The organism is Massilia cellulosiltytica, from assembly GCF_047325105.1.
Taxonomy (GTDB): domain Bacteria; phylum Pseudomonadota; class Gammaproteobacteria; order Burkholderiales; family Burkholderiaceae_D; genus Telluria; species Telluria orientalis.
This window is the reverse complement of sequence record NZ_CP168562.1, coordinates 6,353,188-6,370,794: the sequence shown is the minus strand read 5'-3', so window position 1 is coordinate 6,370,794 and position 17,607 is coordinate 6,353,188. Positions and strand designations below refer to the sequence as shown.

Sequence of the window (17,607 nt, the reverse complement as noted above, 5' to 3'; positions counted from 1 at the left end):
TCTCCGTAGGATGGTTCAACGCAGCAGATAGGGGATATCGACATGGACCGCTCCGGTCGGGCAGTCCTTCTCGCACGGCATGCAGTACCAGCATTCGTCGAACTTCATGTAGGCCTTGCCCTTGACCATGTCGATGGCCAGCACGTCGAGGGGGCACACGTCCACGCACACGGTGCAGCCCTTGTGTGCGATGCATTTGTCGTCGTCGACGGTGACGGGGACGCTGGTGATGTTGATGGTGGTCGGCATGAGGTTCTCCTGGTCAGGCCGCGAGGGCCTCGGTCTTGTGCACGCGCAGGCGGCGGTAGGCGTCCTTCTCGTTGTCGTCGAGCGGAACGATGTATGGCGCGATCGGGCGCTTGAAACAGGTCATCGCGCCATCCTGTTTCTTCAGCTGTACGTGCACGAACCAGTCGGCATCGTTGCGCTGCGGGTAGTCGACGCGGTTGTGGTACAGGCCCCAGCGGCTCTCCGTGCGGTACAGCGACGCGCGCGCGGCCATCTCGGCGCAGTCGCGGATCGCGTGGATCTCCAGCGCGCGCATCAACTCGTGCGGATTGCGCGCCTGCAGGCGATCCAGGTCGGCGCGGATCATCTCGAAGCGCTGCAGGCCGATCTCCATCTTGCGCGTGACCTTCGGCGGCTGCAGGTAGTCGTTGACCATGCGGCGCAGCTTGTACTCGACCTGGTTCGGCGGCAGCCCGTCCTCGCGCGCCAGCGGCGCCCACACGCGGGCGCGCTCGCGCTCGACCTGGGCTTCGTCGACGGCGGGCAGCTCGTGCGCCGCGCAGTACGCGGCCGCGCTTTCGCCGGCCAGGCGGCCGTAGACGAAGGCGCCCAGCATGTAGTTATGCGGGACGCAGGCGAGGTCGCCGGCCGCGTGCAGGCCAGGCACCGTCGTGCGCGCATGCTCGTCGACCCACACGCCGGACGCCGAGTGCCCGCTGCACAGGCCGATCTCGGAGATGTGCATCTCGACCATCTGCTCGCGGTAGTCCGTGCCGCGCCCTTCGTGGAAGCGGCCGCGGCTCGGACGCTCGTTCGTGTGCAGGATCGTCTCGATGGTCTGGATGGTTTCCTCGGCCAGGTGGTTCATCTTCAGGAAGACCGGGCCGTTGCCGCCCTGGAGTTCGTCGTAGAACTCCTGCATCATCTGGCCGCTCCAGTAGTCGCATTCGATGAAGCGCTCGCCTTTCGCATTCGTCGTGTGGCCGCCGAACGGGCCGGTGACGTAGGCGCAGGCGGGGCCGTTGTAATCCTTGATCAGCGGGTTGATCTGGAAGCATTCGATGCCGGACAGCTCGGCCCCCGCGTGATAGGCCATGCTGTAGCCGTCGCCCGCGTTGGTCGCGTTTTCGTAGGTGCCGAACAGATAGCCCGATGCCGGCAGGCCGAGGCGGCCGGCGGCGCCCGTCGCCAGCACGACGGATTTCGCGCGGATCACGTGGAAGTCGCCCGTGCGGCAATCGAAGGCCATCGCGCCTGCGATCGAGCCGTCTGCGGCGGTCAGCAAACGGGTGGCGACGAGCCGGTTGGTGATCGCTACGCGCGCCCGTTTCAGGCGGCGGTACAGCACTTTCTTGATGTCGTGGCCTTCGGGCATCGGCAGCACGTAGGTGCCCATGTGGTGGACCTTGCGCATCGCGTAGTCGCCCGTCTCGTCCTTCTCGAACTTCACGCCCCAGCTGTCCAGTTCCTCGATCATCGCGTAGCTGTTCTGCGCGTACGCCATCACGGTGGCCTGGTTGACGATGCCGTCGTTGGCGATCGTGATCTCCTTGACGTACTGTTCGGGCGTCGCGAAGCCCGGCACGACGGCGTTGTTCAAGCCGTCCATGCCCATCGAGATGGCGCCGCTGCGCTTGACGTTGGCCTTTTCCAGCAGCAGAACGCGCAGCTGCGGGTTCGCTTCCTTGGCTTTCACGGCGGCCATCGGGCCGGCCGTGCCGCCGCCGATCACGAGCACGTCGACGGTTTGAATATGCGTTTCCATATCGGTTCCAGTTAAATGAATGTCAGGGATGGCGCGGCAGGCGCAGGGCGTACTGGAAGGCTTCGCCGCGGACGTACAGGTATTCGAAGTCGAGCGGCACGCCGTCCGCCGTCCACGTCAGGCGCTCGATGCGCAGCAGGGCGGCGCCCGGATCGACGCGCAGGGCACCGGCCAATGCGGCATCTGCATTGATCGCACCGATCTGGATGTCGGCGTGGCCGAGCGCGATGCCGTAGTCGGCCTCCAGGATCAGGAAGATGTCCCGTTCGGCCAGGTTCTCGCCGTGCAGGCGCTCGCCGATCGCGGGCGGCAGGTACGTGATCTCGAACGACACCGGCTCGCGGTCGAGCCAGCGCACGCGGTGGATCTCCGTCACGGGCGCGCCCGGCGCCACGCGCAGCCGCGCGGCCGCCAGGGGCGAGGCTTCGACCAGCGCATGCTTCACGACGCGGTTGACGATCCGGTGGCCCTTGCGCGACATCGCTTCGCCGAAGCCTTCCAGCCGCGCCAGTTCCTGGCTCGGGCGGGTCTCCGCGACGAACGTGCCCTTGCCCGGCACCTTGACGATCACCCCTTCCTTCTGCAGGTCGCCCAGCGCCTGGCGCACGGTAATGCGGCTGACGCCGAGGAGGGTGCCGATCTCGCTTTCGGACGGCAGCCGGGCCTGCGGGGTATAGGTACCGTCGGCGATGCGTTCGCGCAGCCGTTCACGGACTTGCGAATACAGCGGGACGGCGGATGGTTCGATGGCGCGAAAGGTGGCGTGGGTCATGGTCTGGTATGTCCTGTCATGACAAGTCATGATTGGCAGGATGGTAGCGACGAGCGGGGACCCCGGGAACGAATGGTTTCGCGCTTGTTAATTTGGAAAACGCCTGAGTCGGTGGGCGTATATCGATATGCGGCGGATGCGCTAGACTGCGCGGATGCATTCCCTGATCATCCTGCTGCATGGCGTCGGCCAGACGCCCGCCGACATGGCGCCGCTGGCCGACCTGATCACCACCCATGATCCTCACGCGCGCGTGGTCGCACCGCCCGCCGCGCATCGCTGCGACCGTGGCGGCGCGGGCTTTCAATGGATGTCGGTGGCCGGCATCACGGAAGAAAGCCGTCCGGGCCGCATCCGTGCCGCGCTGCCGGCATTCGTCGCGACCATCGAGGCATTACAGCGCGCGCATCGCGTGGGCGCGGAGCAAACGGTGCTGGCGGGCTTTTCGCAGGGCGCGATCATGGCGCTGGCCGCGTGCCAGGACCGCTATCTCGCGCGCCACGTCGTCGCCATCGCGGGACGGTGCGCGCCGTTGCCCGACGTGTGGGAGCGGCGTACGGCCGTCACGCTCGTGCACGGCCGCCGGGACGGGACGGTGCCCGTGCAGCACAGCGAACGCATGTTCGAACGCCTCGCCGCGCTCGGGGCGGACGTGCGGCTGGACGTCGTGCCCCGCGCCGTCCACCTGCTGGCGCCGCCGCTGCTGGACCGGGCCTGGGACGCGGTACGCGCAACATCGAGATGACATCTTGGCAATATTGTTAGCCTTACCTCATCATTTTCGTTTCCAAGCCGCGTAAGTTCGCGTAAATTAGGGTTCTTGCTGAAGGGGAACCACACATGCACGAGCGCGGCGCCAGCGTGCGCGAACTCATCGCCGAGAACGAGGCCTTGCGCCGCCAGTTGGCCAGCCTGATGGACCAGGCCGAGGGCAACCACGCCATCATGATGCGGCACCAGGCGTTCGACCTGGAAATCGTCGGCGCGGGCACCTTCCAGGAACTGGTCGGCACGATCTTCCGCCTGTTGCCCGTGGTGTCCGACCTCGACGCCGTCACCCTGTCGCTCGTCGACACGGACGCCGACATCTACACCGTCATGCACAAGCTGGGCGTCGATTTCGAGGCGTTTCCCAATCTGCTGTTCCACGACAACGTCGATGGCCTCGGCTATGACCTGAGCGCCGGCCGCACGCCGAAACCGCGGCTGATACCGTTCGACGCGGCCACGCAGCGCCACGCCTTTCCCCATCCGCCCGCGGGCCTGGCCAGCGTGGCGATGGTGCCGCTGCTGCGGAATAAACGGCTGATCGGCAGCCTGAACCTGGGCAGCCGCGACCCGGGCCGCTTCACGCCGCTGCTGGGGACGGACTTCGTCGAGCACATGGGGTCGATCATCGCGATCTGCCTGGAGAACGTGATCAGCAACGAGATGCTGAAGTACATCGGCCTGACCGATGCGCTGACGGGCGTCTACAACCGCCGCTACATGGACCGCCGCCTCGTCGAAGAGATTTCGCGCGCGCGGCGCCAGGCGTACCGGCTGTCGTGCATGTACATCGACATCGATTATTTCAAGCAGGTCAACGACACGTACGGCCACCTGGCCGGCGACGACGTGCTGCGCGAAGTGGCGGCGCGCATCAAGGCCGAACTGCGCATGACGGATGCGCTGGGCCGCTTCGGCGGCGAGGAATTCGTCGTGCTGCTGATCGATGCGGACCTGGGCAGCGCCAGCATGGTCGCCCAGCGCATCCGCGCCAGCGTGGCGGAGAAGCCGTTCGTGATGCCGGAAGGGCAGATGCTGGACGTGTCGGTGTCGATCGGCGTGGCGACCCTCGACGATTTCGAGCGGGACCACGCGATCGAGGGTGTGGCGCAGCAGCTCGTCGCGCAGGCCGACCAGGCGCTCTACCAGGCGAAAGAGGGCGGCCGGAACCGCGTCGTCGCATCGACGTAGAGGTCAGCGTAAAAGCCGGCCCTCGGCCCGGGTCACCGCGTTTCCGGTGCCCCGCAACACGACGACATCTCCCGCCCGCAATTCCGTCTCCGGGCCCGGCTCGATGCGGTCGATCCCGCGCCGCACGGCCGTGACTTCGGCCCCCACTTCGTCCAGTTCCAGCTCCGCGATGCAGCGCCCGACGGCGCCGGCGTCGTCGCGCAACGTCACCGAATGCAGGCGCACGTAGTTGTGTTCCGTGCCGTCCGCGATGTCGCTGGCGCCGTGGAAGAAGCCGCGCAGCGAGGCGTAGCGCTCGTCGCGCGCGGCCTGCACGCGGTGCACGACGCGGCGCAGCGGCACGCCCATCACGACCAGCGCGTGCGACGCCAGCATCAGGCTCGATTCCAGCGCTTCCGGCACGACTTCGGTGGCGCCGGCCCGTTTCAGCACGTCGAGTTCCGTGTCGTCGTGGGCGCGCACGATCACGGGCAGCTTCGGCGCCAGCTCGGTCACGAGGTGCAGCACTTTCACCGCGAGGCGCGTGTCCGCGAACGTGATCACGAGGGCGCTGGCGCGGTTGATACCGGCCGCGATCAGCGCTTCGCGGCGCGTGCAGTCGCCGTACGACACGTTGATGCCGGCCGTGCGCGCTTCCTGCACCCGCTCGGGGTCGAGGTCGAGCGCGTACCACGGCAGCTTTTCTTCCGACAGCAAGGTGGCCAGCGACTGGCCGCTGCGGCCGAAGCCGGCGATGATCACGTGCTTCTGCGTGGCCATCGTGCGGCTCGCGATCTGCGTCAGCTGCAGCGACTGCAGCATCCATTCGTTGGTCGCCACCTTCATCACGAGCTTGTCCATGTTCGCGATGACGAACGGGGCGACCAGCATCGACAGCACCATCGACGCGAGCACGAGCTGGATGATGAACGGCGCGATCAGGTGCGACCCCGAGGCGAGGCTCAGCAGCACGAAGCCGAATTCGCCGGCCTGCGCGAGCGCGAGGCCCGTGCGCATCGCGACTCCGTCGGTGGAGCCGAACGCCTTGGCCAGCAGCGCGATCAGCGCGAATTTCAGCAGCACGGGCACGGCCAGCAGGAGCAGGACGACCCACCAGTTCGCGAGCACGAGCTGCACGTTCAGCAGCATGCCGATGGTGATGAAGAAGAGGCCCAGCAGCACGTCGCGGAACGGCTTGATATCCTCTTCCACCTGGTGTTTATACGGCGTCTCGGAGATCAGCATGCCCGCCACGAACGCGCCCAGCGCCATCGACAGGCCCGCGTGTTCCGTGATCGCGGCCGCGCCCAGGGTGATCAGCAGGAGGTTCAGCATGAACAGTTCCTGCGAGCGGCGCTTGACGACGATGTTGAACCACTTGCGCATCAGCTTCTGGCCGAAGAACAGCAGCAGCGCCAGCACGGCGGCGGCCTTGATGCCGGCCCACGCGAGCGTCATCGCAAGCTCCTCGGCGGGTTTCGCCAGCGACGGGATCAGGATCAGCAGCGGCACGACGGCGAGATCCTGGAACAGCAGGATGCCGATGATGCGGCGTCCGTGCTCGCTTTCCAGTTCCAGCCGCTCCGTCAGCAGCTTCGAGACGATGGCCGTCGACGACATCGCCAGCGCCCCGCCGAGCGCCAGCGCGGCCTGCCAGCCGATCTGCATCGACGGGGGCAGGTAGCGCGTCCACAGTGACGCCAGCACCGTCACGACGATGGTCAGCACGACCTGCGCGACCCCGAGCCCGAACACGATGCGGCGCATGGCGCGCAGCTGGGCCAGCGAGAATTCCAGCCCGATGGAGAACATGAGGAAGACGACGCCGAATTCGGCCAGGGCCTGCGTCGTGGTGCCGTTGTCGGCGAGGTTCAGCGCGTGGGGGCCGATCAGCACGCCGACGGCGAGATAGCCCAGCATCGGCGGCAGGTGCAACATCCGGAACGCGACGACGCCGAGGACTGCGCTGCCCAGCAACAAGAGAGTGAGTTCGAGGCCTGAGGTCATGGAGCGCGACGGCGAGGTCCCGTAAATATGTTGTTTGTTACGTCTGGCAAGTTTTTTGCTTTCCCAATTCGGATATACTTTGCCTATGAGTGTAACCGATGAAAAAATAATGCTGACAAGTTTTAACGAGGCCCAGGCCCGGCGCGCGCTGGATCTGGCCCGCGAGGCGCTGGATATCGAAGGCGAGGCGATCCGCAAGCTGTCCGCGCGCCTCGACCGCGACGACAGCGTGCCGCGCGCCGTCGCGCTGATGATGGCGTGCAAAGGCCGTGTCGTCGTGTCGGGCATGGGCAAGTCGGGCCACATCGGCCGCAAGATCGCGGCGACGCTGGCCTCCACCGGCACCCCGGCGCTGTTCCTGCACCCGGGCGAGGCCGCGCACGGCGACCTCGGCATGGTGACCTCGCAGGACGTATTGATCGCCATCTCGTATTCCGGCGAAAGCAGCGAACTGGCCATCGTGATCCCGGCCGTCAAGCGCATGAACGTGCCCGTGATCGCGATGACCGGCAAGCCGGAGTCGAGCCTGGCCCTGGCGGCGGACGTGCACCTGGACGTGGCCGTCGAGAAGGAAGCCTGCCCGCTGAACCTGGCGCCGACCGCGAGCACCACCGCGACCCTCGCGCTGGGCGACGCCCTGGCCGTCGCGCTGCTCGAGCTGCGCGGCTTCAAGTCGGACGATTTCGCACGCTCGCATCCGGGCGGCGCGCTCGGCCGCCGCCTGCTCACGCACGTGCGCGACGTGATGCGCAGCGGCGACGCGGTGCCGAAGGTGAAACCGGACGCGCTCCTCACCGACGCGCTGCTGGAAATCTCGCACAAGGGCATGGGCATGACGGCCATCGTCGACGATGCCGGCCGTCCGGTCGGCGTGTTCACGGACGGCGACCTGCGCCGCCTGATCGAAAAGGTCCAGGATTTCAGCAAGCTCGCGATCCGCGACGTCATGCACCCGAACCCGCGCCGCGTGCATCCGGAACAGCTGGCGGTGGATGCCGTCGCCGTGATGGAAGAATTCCGCATCAACCAGATGCTCGTCACGGATGCGGACGGCGTGCTGGTGGGCGCATTGCACATCCACGACCTCACGCGCGCCAAGGTGATCTGATGGTGACTCCGCTGGCACACATGGAGCGCGCGGCGCGCGTCAAGGTCATGATCTTCGACGTGGACGGCGTCCTCACCGACGGCAGCCTGACCTACGGCCCGGACGGCGAAGTCACGAAGACGTTCTACGTGCTGGACGGCCTCGGCATCCAGCTGCTGAACCGCACCGGCGTGCAGACGGCGATCATCAGCGCGCGCACGTCGCCCATCGTCATCAAGCGGGCGGCCGATCTCGGCATCACGCACGTATTCCAGGGCCAGCACGACAAGCGCCTCGCGTTCGCCGAGCTGCTGAATAAAACCGGCGTGACGGCCCAGGCGTGCGGCTACATCGGCGACGACGTGATCGACCTGCCGCTGTTCACGCGCGTGGGCTTTGCGGTGACGGTGCCGAGCGGGCATCCGGAAGTGCAGCATCGCGCCCATTACGTGACGAAGAACCCGGGCGGCCGCGGCGCCGTGCGCGAAGTCTGCGACATGGTGATGCGCGCCCAGGGCACCTACGAACAGGCGCTCGCGCCTTACTTCGGATAAGAGAGATATGGCTCCCGCAAGCTACAAGCGTACCGCGCACCGCTGGCGCCTGCTGCTCCTGATGCTGTTCGCCGTGTTCTGCGCGTTCGGCAGCTTCTGGCTCGTGCAGGTGATGCAGGGCGAGGAGAACGGGCCGGGCTTCAACGCGGGCAACGAGCCGGACTACATCGTCGACAACTTCAGCTGGGTGCGCATGTCGGAGGCCGGCAAGCCGCGCTACGTGATCTCGGGCGAGCGCCTCACGCACCGCCCCGTCGACAACACGGCGCTCGTCGACAAGCCGGTCGTGCAGAGCCTTACCGACGAGCATCCGCCGATGACGATGACGTCCAACAGCGCGCTCGTGAGCCAGAACCAGAACCAGATCGACCTGACGGGCAATGTCGACATCCGGCGTCCAGCGGCCCCGGGTGCGGATCCGATGCGGATCCGCACCGAGGTGTTGACGATCCTGCCGGACGACGAGATCGCGAAGACCGACAGGCCGATCCACATGACGCTCGGCGCCGCATCGGTCGACGCGGTGGGCATGGTCGCCAACAACGCCACGCAGCAGATCGCGCTGGGTGGCCGCGGCAAGGTCACCTATCCGCCACGCCAGTCGCGCGCAAGTCACTAAAAAGGACTATCGAATGAAAAAAATACTCGCCGCCGCCATCTTCCTGCTGGTGCCGCTGGCTGCCTCGGCCGAGAAGGCGGACGCGCTCAAGCCCGTCGACATCGCGTTCGACAACGCCAACGTCGACCAGGTCACGCAGAACTACGTCGCCACCGGCAACGTGGTCATCACGCGCGGCACCATGATCCTGAAATCCGACCGCGCCGAGGTCAAGGAGTCGCCGGACGGTTGGCGCACCTTCATCCTCACGGCCAACCCCGGCAAGCTCGCGACCTTCCGCCAGAAGCGCGACGGCGGCCCGGACCTGTGGGGCGAGGGCCAGGCCCAGCGCATCGAATACGACGAGCGCAACGACCTCGTGAAGCTGTTCTCGAAGGCCGTCATCCGCCAGCTCGAGGGCAAGAAGATCACGCAGGAGATGGCCAGCGAATTCATCTCCTACGACAACCGCAACGAGAAGCTGCTCGGCCTGAACGACGCCAACGGCACGGACAAGCCGGGCAATGGCCGCGGCAGCATCACGCTGCAGCCGCGCCGCGCCCCTGCAGCCGGCGCCGCTCCCGCTCCGGCAGGCAAGCAATGACGGAGGCAAGCGCAATGGAAGCAGGCACGCAGGCCGCGCCGGCCGAATGCGGCGGCAGCACCCTCGTCGTCAAGGGACTGCAGAAGAGCTACGGCAAGCGGCTCGTCGTGCGCGACGTGTCGCTGCAGGTGGCGTGCGGCGAAGTGGTCGGCCTGCTGGGCCCGAACGGCGCAGGCAAGACGACCTCGTTCTACATGATCGTGGGCCTCGTGCCGTCGGACGCCGGCAGCATCGACATCAACGGCACCGACATCACGAGCCTGCCGATCCACCGGCGCGCGCTGCTCGGACTGTCGTACCTGCCGCAGGAAGCGTCCGTGTTCCGCAAGCTGACGGTGGAAGAGAACATCCGCGCCGTGCTGGAATTGCAGCGCGAGAACGGCAAGTCGCTCACCAAGGCGCGCATCACCGAACGTCTCGACGAGCTGCTGACCGAGCTGCAGATCGAGAAGCTGCGCGAGAGCCCGGCGCTGTCCCTGTCCGGTGGCGAACGCCGCCGGGTGGAGATCGCGCGCGCGCTCGCGACCAATCCGCGCTTCGTGCTGCTGGACGAACCGTTCGCCGGCGTGGATCCAATCGCGGTGATCGAGATCCAACGCATCGTGCGCTTCCTGAAGGAGCGCGGCATCGGCGTGCTGATCACGGACCATAATGTGCGCGAGACGCTGGGCATCTGCGACCGCGCCTACATCATCAACCAGGGCGCGGTGCTGGCGTCGGGCCGTCCCGACGACATCATCGCCAACGAATCGGTACGCCGCGTCTACCTGGGCGAACACTTCCGAATGTAGTCATGAAACAGACGCTGCAACTCAAGACCTCACAGCACCTTGCACTGACGCCGCAACTGCAGCAATCGATCCGCCTGCTGCAGTTGTCCACGCTCGAGCTGCACCAGGAAATCGAGCAGGTCCTGAGCGAGAACCCGCTGCTCGAACGGCTCGACGATCCGCTCGACCGCTCCGTGCGGTTGCTCGCCGACGGCGCGATCAACAGCGCCCCGGCGTCATCGCAGGCAAGCGAGGCGCCGGCCGCGCAGGGCAACGGCGAGGAAGGCGGCAGCGCGCCCGCCGAGAACGCCAATGGCGAAGCGAATGACGCCGGCGGCGAGGGCGGAGAGGGCGGCGGCGAAGGCGGCGAGGACTGGGGCGAATACGGCCGCAGCAGCGGCAGCGGCGGCGAGGACGAGGACGGCCGCCCGCAGCTGGAAGCGAGCCCCGTCACCCTGCGCGAGCATTTGATGGAACAGGTGCGCATGACGTGCTGCGCGGCGCGCGACTGCGCGCTCGTGGAACTCGTCGTCGACGCGCTCGACGACAACGGCTACCTGGAAGAACCGCTGGAAGACATCCACGCGCGCCTGCCGGAAGAACTCGAGATCGAGTTCGACGAATTGCGCACGGCGCTCGCCATGGTGCAGAGCATGGATCCGCCCGGCGTGGGCGCGCGCAGCGCGGCCGAGTGTCTGGCGCTGCAGATCCGCCGCATGCCCGGCGTGCCGATGGTGACGCGGCGCATGGCGCTCGTCATCGTCGAAAAATACCTGACGTGGTTCGCGCAGCGCGAATTCAACAAGCTGAAGAAGGCGCTCGATTGCGACGACGAAGACCTGCGCGAAGCCCAGGCCGTCATCCGCCAGTGCAATCCGCATCCGGGCGCGGCGTTCGCGTCGGACGTGTCGGACTTCGTCGTGCCCGACGTGATCGTGCGCCGCGCCAAGGATGGCTGGAGCGTGCTGCTGAATCCGGAAGTGATGCCGCGCCTGCGCGTGAATAGCCTGTACGCGTCGCTGATGAAGCAGGGCAAATCGGAAACACAGATGAACGCGCAGTTGCAGGAAGCCAAGTGGCTCATCAAGAACATGCGCCAGCGCTTCGACACGATCCTGCGTGTAGCCCAAGCAATTGTCGATCGCCAGCGCAACTTTTTTTCCCATGGCGCAGTCGCGATGCGGCCCCTTGTTTTACGTGAGATAGCTGATACACTAGGTCTACACGAGAGCACAATTTCTCGAGTCACAACTCAGAAATATATGCTGACCCCGCACGGCATGTTCGAGTTGAAGTATTTCTTCGGGAGTCACGTTGCCACCGAAGCGGGAGGCGAAGCATCGTCGACGGCAATACGGGCCCTCATCGTACAACTCACAGGAGCAGAAGACCCCAAGAATCCATTATCCGATAGCAAGATCGCGGAGATGCTAGGGGAACAGGGAATGGTCATCGCGCGACGCACGGTCGCAAAATACCGTGAGGCGCTGAAAATCCCGCCCGTCAGTCTCCGCAAATCCTTGTAACAAACACTGTCCCATTGCGCTAGATGCGCGCACGGCAGGCAGTGCATCTTCAAAGGAGTGTGTATGAATCTCACAATCAGCGGACATCATCTCGATGTAACTCCAGCCATCCGAGAATACGTACAGAACAAGCTCGAACGCATCACCCGTCATTTCGATCAAGTGATCGACTCCCATGTCATCCTCTGCATCGACAATCTCACCGAGAAAGAAAAACGCCAGAAAGCCGAGATCAACCTGCGCCTCGCGGGCAAGATCGTCCATGTCGCCAGTGCCGCGCACGATCTATACGCCGCGATCGACATGTTGATGGACCGCCTGGACCGCCAGGTCGTCAAGTACAAGCAAATGCTCAAGGACCATGACAACGCGTGTATCAAGCGCATGTCCGAGGGTGGGGAGGAAGAGCCCGCCGCAGCGTGATGCCACGCTTGCAGTAGGACCATGAACGAAGGGCGCATCGGCGCCCTTTTCGTTTTTCTGGACGCTACAATGCTGGTCTGATTATTTCAATAACAACGAGACATGACTGCACACGTTCTGACGCGGGTTGCCAACCGCACCGGCATCATCACCCTGGACCGCCCGAAGGCGCTGAACTCCCTGTCGCTGGACATGGTCCGCGCGCTCACCGCCACGCTGCTCGCCTGGCGTGACGATGCATCGATCGACGCCGTCGTCATCGGAAGCAGCAGCGAAAAGGCCTTGTGTGCCGGCGGCGACATCCGCTTTTTCCACGAGGCCGGCAAAGCGACGCCGCAGACCGGCAGCCCGCTGCTGGAAGATTTCTTCACCGAAGAATACGCGCTCAACCACCTCATTCACTTCTATCCGAAGCCGTACATTGCGCTGATGGATGGCGTCGTGATGGGCGGCGGGATGGGCATCGCGCAGGGCGGTCCGGACTGCGGCCTGCGCATCGTGACGGAGCGCTCGAAGATCGCCATGCCCGAGGTGAACATTGGCCTGTTCCCGGACGTGGGCGGCAGCCACTTCCTGTCGCATGCACCGGGCCGCCTGGGCCACTATCTCGGCGTGACGGGCGTGACCATCGGCGCGGCCGATGCGATCTACGTCGGCCTGGCCGACGTGTTCGTGCCGGGCGCGCAGCTGGATGCGCTGCGCGCGCTGATCGAGACGACACCGGGCGCGCAACTGCCCGCCGCGATCCGCGCGTTCGCCGCGCCGTTCCCGGCTGGCGCGAGCGAACTGGAAGCGCAGCGCGACGCGATCGACCGCCATTTCGGTGCGGACTCCGTCGCGGCCGTGATGGCGTCGCTGGAGACGGATGCGAGCCCGTTCGCGCAAAAGACGCTGGCCACGCTGCGCCAGCGCTCGCCGCTGATGATGTCCGTGACGCGCGAGATGCTCGTGCGCGGGGAAGCGCTTGGCGTGGCGGACTGCCTGCGCATGGAGCGCTCGCTCGTGCGCCGCACGTTCGAACACGGCGAAGTGCTCGAAGGCGTGCGCGCGCTCGTGATCGACAAGGACAATGCGCCGCGTTGGAATCCGCCCACGCTAGCTGCGGTCACGCCGGAGATGGTCGCGTGGTTCTTCGCGCCCGTCTGGCCCCGGCACGCGCATCCACTCCGCGATTTGTGATCGCGCTGCGCTTCGAATCCGAGCTGGCTGCCGCGCCGGACACGGTGTGGCGCCGGGTCACGTCCGTCGAGGGCATCGCCGACGAGATGACGCCGCTGCTGCGCATGACGTTCCCGCGCGGGATGCGGACCCTGCCGGAGGATGTCGTGCCGGGACAGCGCCTGTGCCGCAGCTGGCTGTTGTTGTTGCGCGTGCTGCCCATCGACCGGAGCGACCTCACGCTCGTCGAACTCGAGCCGGGCCGGCGTTTTTTGGAGCGCTCGCCGATGCTGTCGATGGCGTTCTGGCAGCACGAGCGCATCGTCGCGCCGTCGGCGCGGGGCACGCGGGTCGTCGACAACCTGACGTTCCGTTCGCGCCTGCTGCCGCGCGTGCTCGCGCGCGCGAGCGTGGCGCTGTTGTTCCGCCATCGCCATGCGCGGCTGCGCCGGCGCTTCGGCATCGGCTGAATTCGCGTTGGCCGTATCAGGGCTGTTCGCGGTGGCGCACGACGACCCGTTCCGTGTCGCTGAAATACGCGCCGAGCCGTTCCGCCATGTACACGGAGCGGTGCTGGCCGCCCGTACAACCGACGGCCACGGTGAGATAGCTGCGGTTGTCCTTCTTGAACGACGGCAGCCATTTGGCGATGAACGCGCGGATATCGGACAGCAGCTCGGTCGCCTGCGGCTGGGCGTCGAGGAAGGCGATCACGGGTGCGTCCCTGCCGTTCAGCGGGCGCAAGGTGAGGTCGTAATACGGATTCGGCACGGCGCGCACGTCGAACACGAAGTCGGCATCGAGCGGCACGCCGCGCTTGAATGCGAACGATTCGAAATACAGCGTCAGCGGCGCGTAGGTGACCTCGGCCAGTTCCTTGATCCACGCGCGCAGCTTGTTGGCCGACAGTTCGGACGTGTCGATCACGTGGCCCATCTTCTCGATCTGCCCCAGCCGGTCGCGTTCTTCCGAAATGCATTCGATCAGCGTGCGGCGCGACGCCGGGTTCTCGCCCGGACGCAGTTCGTGCGACAGCGGGTGGCTGCGGCGCGTCTCGGAAAAACGGGCGACGAGCGAGTGCGTGCTGGCCGTCAGGAAGATCACCTTCACCTGATGGCCTTCCTCCCGCAGTGCAGCGACCGTCGTCGGCAGTTCGGCCAGGGACTCCGCGCTGCGCGCATCGACGGCGACGGCGATGCGCCTGGTTTCGTCGCCTTCGATACTGCCGACGAGCGCCGGCAGCAGGGCGGGGGGCAGGTTGTCGACGCAATAGTAGCCAGCGTCTTCGAGGACGTTCAGGGCGACGGATTTACCGGAGCCCGAGATACCGGTGATGAGTAGGATGCGCATGGCGCGATGATAGCATCGGCAAGTCTTTGCCGCATCGCACAAGGCTTATGGATGAGGTATTTGCAACAGGCGTCGCGGGTCAGGGTACTCGGCATGGATTCCCGCGTGCGCGGGAATGACGGTATTTCGCGGACACGTACACAAGAACGTCGTTCCCGCGAAAGCGGGAATCCATACTGAACATCCGTCAGTCGCTGGACATCGCTTGGCGTTGACGCTCCATGAACTCCTGCAGCGTATCGATCCCGCGCAGCTGCAGGATCGTATTGCGCACCGCAGCTTCCAGCAGCACCGCGATGTTGCGGCCGGCCGCGACGGGAATGACCACTTTGCGGATCGGCAGGCCCAGCACGTCCTCGGTGGGGAAGTGGAAGGGCAGGCGTTCGACTTCCTCGTCCAGCGCGCCCCGTTTGACGAGGTGGACGATCAATTTGAGGCGCATCTTGCGGCGCACCGCCGTCTCGCCGAAGATCGCCTTGATGTCCAGCAGGCCCAGGCCGCGCACTTCGAGCAGGTTCTGCAGCAGCGGCGGGCAGCGGCCCTCGATCATGTTCGGGGCGATGCGCGAGAATTCGACAGCGTCGTCGGCGACGAGACCGTGCGAGCGCGAGATCAGTTCCAGGCCCAGCTCGCTTTTGCCGAGGCCCGAGTCGCCCGTGATCAGCACGCCGACGCCCAGCACGTCCATGAACACGCCGTGCATGATGACGCGCTGCGCCAGCTTCTTCGACAGGTACACGCGCAGGTAGTCGATGACCTGCGCGGCCGGCAGCGGCGTCGAGAACAGCGGGATATTCTGCTCGTCGCAGATGGCGAGGATGTCCGGCGGGGTGTCGAGACCCTGGGCGATGAACAGCGCCGGCGGACCGCCCGCGATCAGTTCGCCGATCAGGTGGCTGCGCGACCCGGATTTCAGGCGCTGGTAGTAATTCAGTTCCTGGTGACCGAACACCTGCATGCGGCCCGGGTGGATCAGGTTCAGGTGGCCGACCTGGTCCGCGGCGGAGACGGCGTCGCCGGAGATCTGGCGTTCTCCGCCCGGAAATCCGGCGAACCAGCCCAGTTGCAGGCTGTCGCGGTTGTCGTCATACAGCCGTTGGATGGTCAGCGGGGTCTGCAGCATGGTCGCTTTCGCAAAGTCAGCCGAGGGCTTGCAGGCTCGGTTGCCAGTTGATGATGCGTTCGTAGACGGACTTCGGATCCGTGTCCGTGCTCAAGGCCGTGCGGATTGCCTCATCCGAAAACAGTTCCGCGATCTCCGACAGGATTTCCAGGTGCTGTTGCGTGACGTGGTCCGGGATCAGCAGGAAAAAGAGCAGCTTCACGGGCTGGCCGTCCGGCGATTCGAACGGGATCGGCTCGGCCAGGCGCACGAACGCGGCCAGCGGCGATTTGAGGCTTTTGCTGCCCTTGATGCGGCCATGCGGCACGGCGACGCCATGACCGAGTCCGGTGGACCCGAGACGCTCGCGCGCAAACAGGTTGTCCGACACGGTGGAGCGGGCGATGCCGCAGTTGTTCTCGAAGATCAGGCCGGCCTGCTCGAAGGCGCGCTTCTTGCTCGACACTTCGATGTCCAGCTGCACGTTCTCGAGCGAGAGGATTTTGCTTAGATTAGTCATAACACGCTTCTATTGCGGTGCACCTGGGTGCTTGCGAGCGGGAATTATAGGCCTGTTTTATGGCCGTGTAATTCGATTTTGCACGCCGTCCGATGCCTGTGTGATCCCTGCCGCAAACCTTTGCACAAAGACCCCGTACCCGGCGATCCGGCGAGCGCAATTTCCGCCACGAAATCCCGGGTTTCACGCATGAAACGTCTTCCCGGGGCCTCTTTTACCGATTTTTCTAGCGCTTGGTTGCCGTTTTACACATCCGGAAACATCGTGAAGGATGTCGCCGGAAACGTACACTGTAGATGGGGACGAACGATCAAAAATCACCCATCCGCATTGTTCATTGGCGCGCGGCACGCAAATTCGGCGGTTTGGCGGTGCTGAAATTGGCGCGCCACGGATTGATGTCCAGGCCGCCGCGCCGGGTATAGCGGGCATAGACCGCCAGCTTGTTCGGCTTGCACTGGCGCAGGATGTCCGTGAAGATGCGCTCGACACATTGCTCGTGAAATTCGTTGTGCTCGCGGAAGCCGATCAGGTAGCGCAGCAGGCTTTCCTGGTCGATCTGCGGACCGACGTAGCGGATCTGCACACTGCCCCAGTCCGGCTGGCCCGTGACGAGGCAGTTCGATTTGAGCAGGTGCGACACGAGGGTTTCCTCGACCGCGGCTTCCTCGTGGTTGGCCTTGAGGAGTTCCGGCGACGGACTGTAATTGTCGATCTCGACGTCGAGGCGGTCGAGCAGGAGGCCGTCCAGCTCGCCCATTTTCAGCTTGTCGAAGTCTTCGGGCAAGGTCAGCGCCGCATGCACGGGCGCGCCGACTGCGGTCGACAAGTCTTCGCGCAGCAGGGCCAGCAGGGCGTCCGTGTTGGCCAGACGGGTCTGGTTGAACGAATTCAGGTAGAGCTTGAAGGATTTCGATTCGACGATGTTGGGCGAATCGGCCGGTACCGTGAAGGTCGCGATGGCGACCTGCGGCTTGCCGCGCATGTTCAGCCACGACAGTTCGTAGGCGTTCCAGATGTCGACGCCGAAGAAGGGCAGCGTGCCCGCCAGGCCGAGTTCGTCGCGCTTTTGCTGGCGCGGGATGGGAAACAGCAGCTCCGGCGCATATTCGGTCTGGTAGGCCGAGTTTTTGCCAAGAGGCGATTGATCAGGGGTATTGGTCATGGTGTGTACTCGAAGCCGGCCACATGCGTGACGATGCCGG

At 65.4% G+C, this 17,607-nt stretch carries 19 protein-coding genes; 11 read left to right on the top strand and 8 right to left on the bottom strand.

All coding sequences use genetic code 11. The features are described from left to right. Window positions 1-15 precede the first annotated feature (15 nt). The 3 genes from ACEN9H_RS27930 to ACEN9H_RS27920 are packed head-to-tail and all read right to left on the bottom strand — an operon-like array spanning window position 16 to window position 2,765. Window positions 16-249, bottom strand: a complete 234-nt coding sequence (locus ACEN9H_RS27930; protein ID WP_075794293.1) for a ferredoxin family protein — start codon at window positions 247-249, stop codon at window positions 16-18. Between the two features lie 13 nt (window positions 250-262). Next, a complete protein-coding gene (locus tag ACEN9H_RS27925; RefSeq protein WP_413672862.1) occupies window positions 263-1,993 on the bottom strand; it encodes a fumarate reductase/succinate dehydrogenase flavoprotein subunit in 1,731 nt (576 codons plus the stop codon). Window positions 1,994-2,015: 22 nt separating this feature from the next. After that, the gene (locus ACEN9H_RS27920; protein WP_413672861.1) at window positions 2,016-2,765 is read right to left on the bottom strand and encodes a GntR family transcriptional regulator; all 750 of its coding nucleotides are present in this window, start codon (window positions 2,763-2,765) and stop codon (window positions 2,016-2,018) included. Window positions 2,766-2,919: 154 nt separating this feature from the next. On the opposite strand from ACEN9H_RS27920, the gene ACEN9H_RS27915 reads away from it, so the two are divergent. Continuing rightward, entirely contained in the window at window positions 2,920-3,510 is a 591-nt protein-coding gene (locus ACEN9H_RS27915) for a dienelactone hydrolase family protein (protein WP_413672860.1), read from the top strand. A 95-nt stretch (window positions 3,511-3,605) separates the two neighbouring features. Further along, entirely contained in the window at window positions 3,606-4,724 is a 1,119-nt protein-coding gene (locus ACEN9H_RS27910) for a sensor domain-containing diguanylate cyclase (protein WP_056329241.1), read from the top strand. Window positions 4,725-4,727: 3 nt separating this feature from the next. Here ACEN9H_RS27910 and ACEN9H_RS27905 read toward each other — a convergent pair whose 3' ends face one another. Then, the gene (locus tag ACEN9H_RS27905; protein ID WP_160406655.1) at window positions 4,728-6,710 is read right to left on the bottom strand and encodes a monovalent cation:proton antiporter family protein; all 1,983 of its coding nucleotides are present in this window, start codon (window positions 6,708-6,710) and stop codon (window positions 4,728-4,730) included. Between the two features lie 85 nt (window positions 6,711-6,795). On the opposite strand from ACEN9H_RS27905, the gene ACEN9H_RS27900 reads away from it, so the two are divergent. The 9 genes from ACEN9H_RS27900 to ACEN9H_RS27860 all read left to right on the top strand — a co-directional run bounded on the left by ACEN9H_RS27900 (window position 6,796) and on the right by ACEN9H_RS27860 (window position 13,900). Further along, window positions 6,796-7,818, top strand: a complete 1,023-nt coding sequence (locus ACEN9H_RS27900; RefSeq protein WP_413672859.1) for a KpsF/GutQ family sugar-phosphate isomerase — start codon at window positions 6,796-6,798, stop codon at window positions 7,816-7,818. Further along, entirely contained in the window at window positions 7,818-8,351 is a 534-nt protein-coding gene (locus ACEN9H_RS27895; RefSeq protein WP_413672858.1) for a KdsC family phosphatase, read from the top strand. Before ACEN9H_RS27900 ends, ACEN9H_RS27895 begins: the two co-directional genes overlap by 1 nt. 7 nt (window positions 8,352-8,358) lie before the next feature. Further along, the gene (gene lptC / locus ACEN9H_RS27890; RefSeq protein ID WP_056329249.1) at window positions 8,359-8,970 is read left to right on the top strand and encodes an LPS export ABC transporter periplasmic protein LptC; all 612 of its coding nucleotides are present in this window, start codon (window positions 8,359-8,361) and stop codon (window positions 8,968-8,970) included. Window positions 8,971-8,983: 13 nt separating this feature from the next. Further along, the gene (lptA, locus tag ACEN9H_RS27885; protein ID WP_413672857.1) at window positions 8,984-9,553 is read left to right on the top strand and encodes a lipopolysaccharide transport periplasmic protein LptA; all 570 of its coding nucleotides are present in this window, start codon (window positions 8,984-8,986) and stop codon (window positions 9,551-9,553) included. A gap of 14 nt (window positions 9,554-9,567) precedes the next feature. Further along, entirely contained in the window at window positions 9,568-10,344 is a 777-nt protein-coding gene (gene lptB / locus ACEN9H_RS27880; RefSeq protein WP_371765226.1) for an LPS export ABC transporter ATP-binding protein, read from the top strand. 2 nt (window positions 10,345-10,346) lie between these two features. After that, window positions 10,347-11,849, top strand: coding sequence for an RNA polymerase factor sigma-54 (locus ACEN9H_RS27875; RefSeq protein ID WP_413672856.1), 1,503 nt, complete (start codon window positions 10,347-10,349; stop codon window positions 11,847-11,849). Between the two features lie 63 nt (window positions 11,850-11,912). Next, complete coding sequence (hpf, locus tag ACEN9H_RS27870) at window positions 11,913-12,272, top strand: ribosome hibernation-promoting factor, HPF/YfiA family (RefSeq protein ID WP_036238902.1); 360 nt, start codon at window positions 11,913-11,915, stop codon at window positions 12,270-12,272. Between the two features lie 102 nt (window positions 12,273-12,374). Beyond that, complete coding sequence (locus ACEN9H_RS27865) at window positions 12,375-13,451, top strand: enoyl-CoA hydratase/isomerase family protein (RefSeq protein ID WP_413672855.1); 1,077 nt, start codon at window positions 12,375-12,377, stop codon at window positions 13,449-13,451. Further along, complete coding sequence (locus ACEN9H_RS27860; RefSeq protein WP_413672854.1) at window positions 13,448-13,900, top strand: SRPBCC family protein; 453 nt, start codon at window positions 13,448-13,450, stop codon at window positions 13,898-13,900. Before ACEN9H_RS27865 ends, ACEN9H_RS27860 begins: the two co-directional genes overlap by 4 nt. Window positions 13,901-13,916: 16 nt before the next feature. On the opposite strand, the gene rapZ is transcribed toward ACEN9H_RS27860, so the two are convergent. The 4 genes from rapZ to queF all read right to left on the bottom strand — a co-directional run bounded on the left by rapZ (window position 13,917) and on the right by queF (window position 17,567). Continuing rightward, the gene (rapZ, locus tag ACEN9H_RS27855) at window positions 13,917-14,780 is read right to left on the bottom strand and encodes an RNase adapter RapZ (RefSeq protein ID WP_413672853.1); all 864 of its coding nucleotides are present in this window, start codon (window positions 14,778-14,780) and stop codon (window positions 13,917-13,919) included. 187 nt (window positions 14,781-14,967) lie between these two features. Continuing rightward, entirely contained in the window at window positions 14,968-15,903 is a 936-nt protein-coding gene (gene hprK, locus ACEN9H_RS27850) for an HPr(Ser) kinase/phosphatase (protein ID WP_036238906.1), read from the bottom strand. Window positions 15,904-15,919: 16 nt separating this feature from the next. Continuing rightward, entirely contained in the window at window positions 15,920-16,402 is a 483-nt protein-coding gene (locus ACEN9H_RS27845; protein ID WP_259448148.1) for a PTS sugar transporter subunit IIA, read from the bottom strand. A gap of 334 nt (window positions 16,403-16,736) precedes the next feature. Beyond that, window positions 16,737-17,567 carry an NADPH-dependent 7-cyano-7-deazaguanine reductase QueF gene (gene queF, locus ACEN9H_RS27840; protein WP_056126646.1) on the bottom strand — a complete coding sequence of 277 codons (831 nt, stop codon included), beginning with the start codon at window positions 17,565-17,567 and terminating at the stop codon, window positions 16,737-16,739. Between the last annotated feature and the right edge of the window lie 40 nt (window positions 17,568-17,607).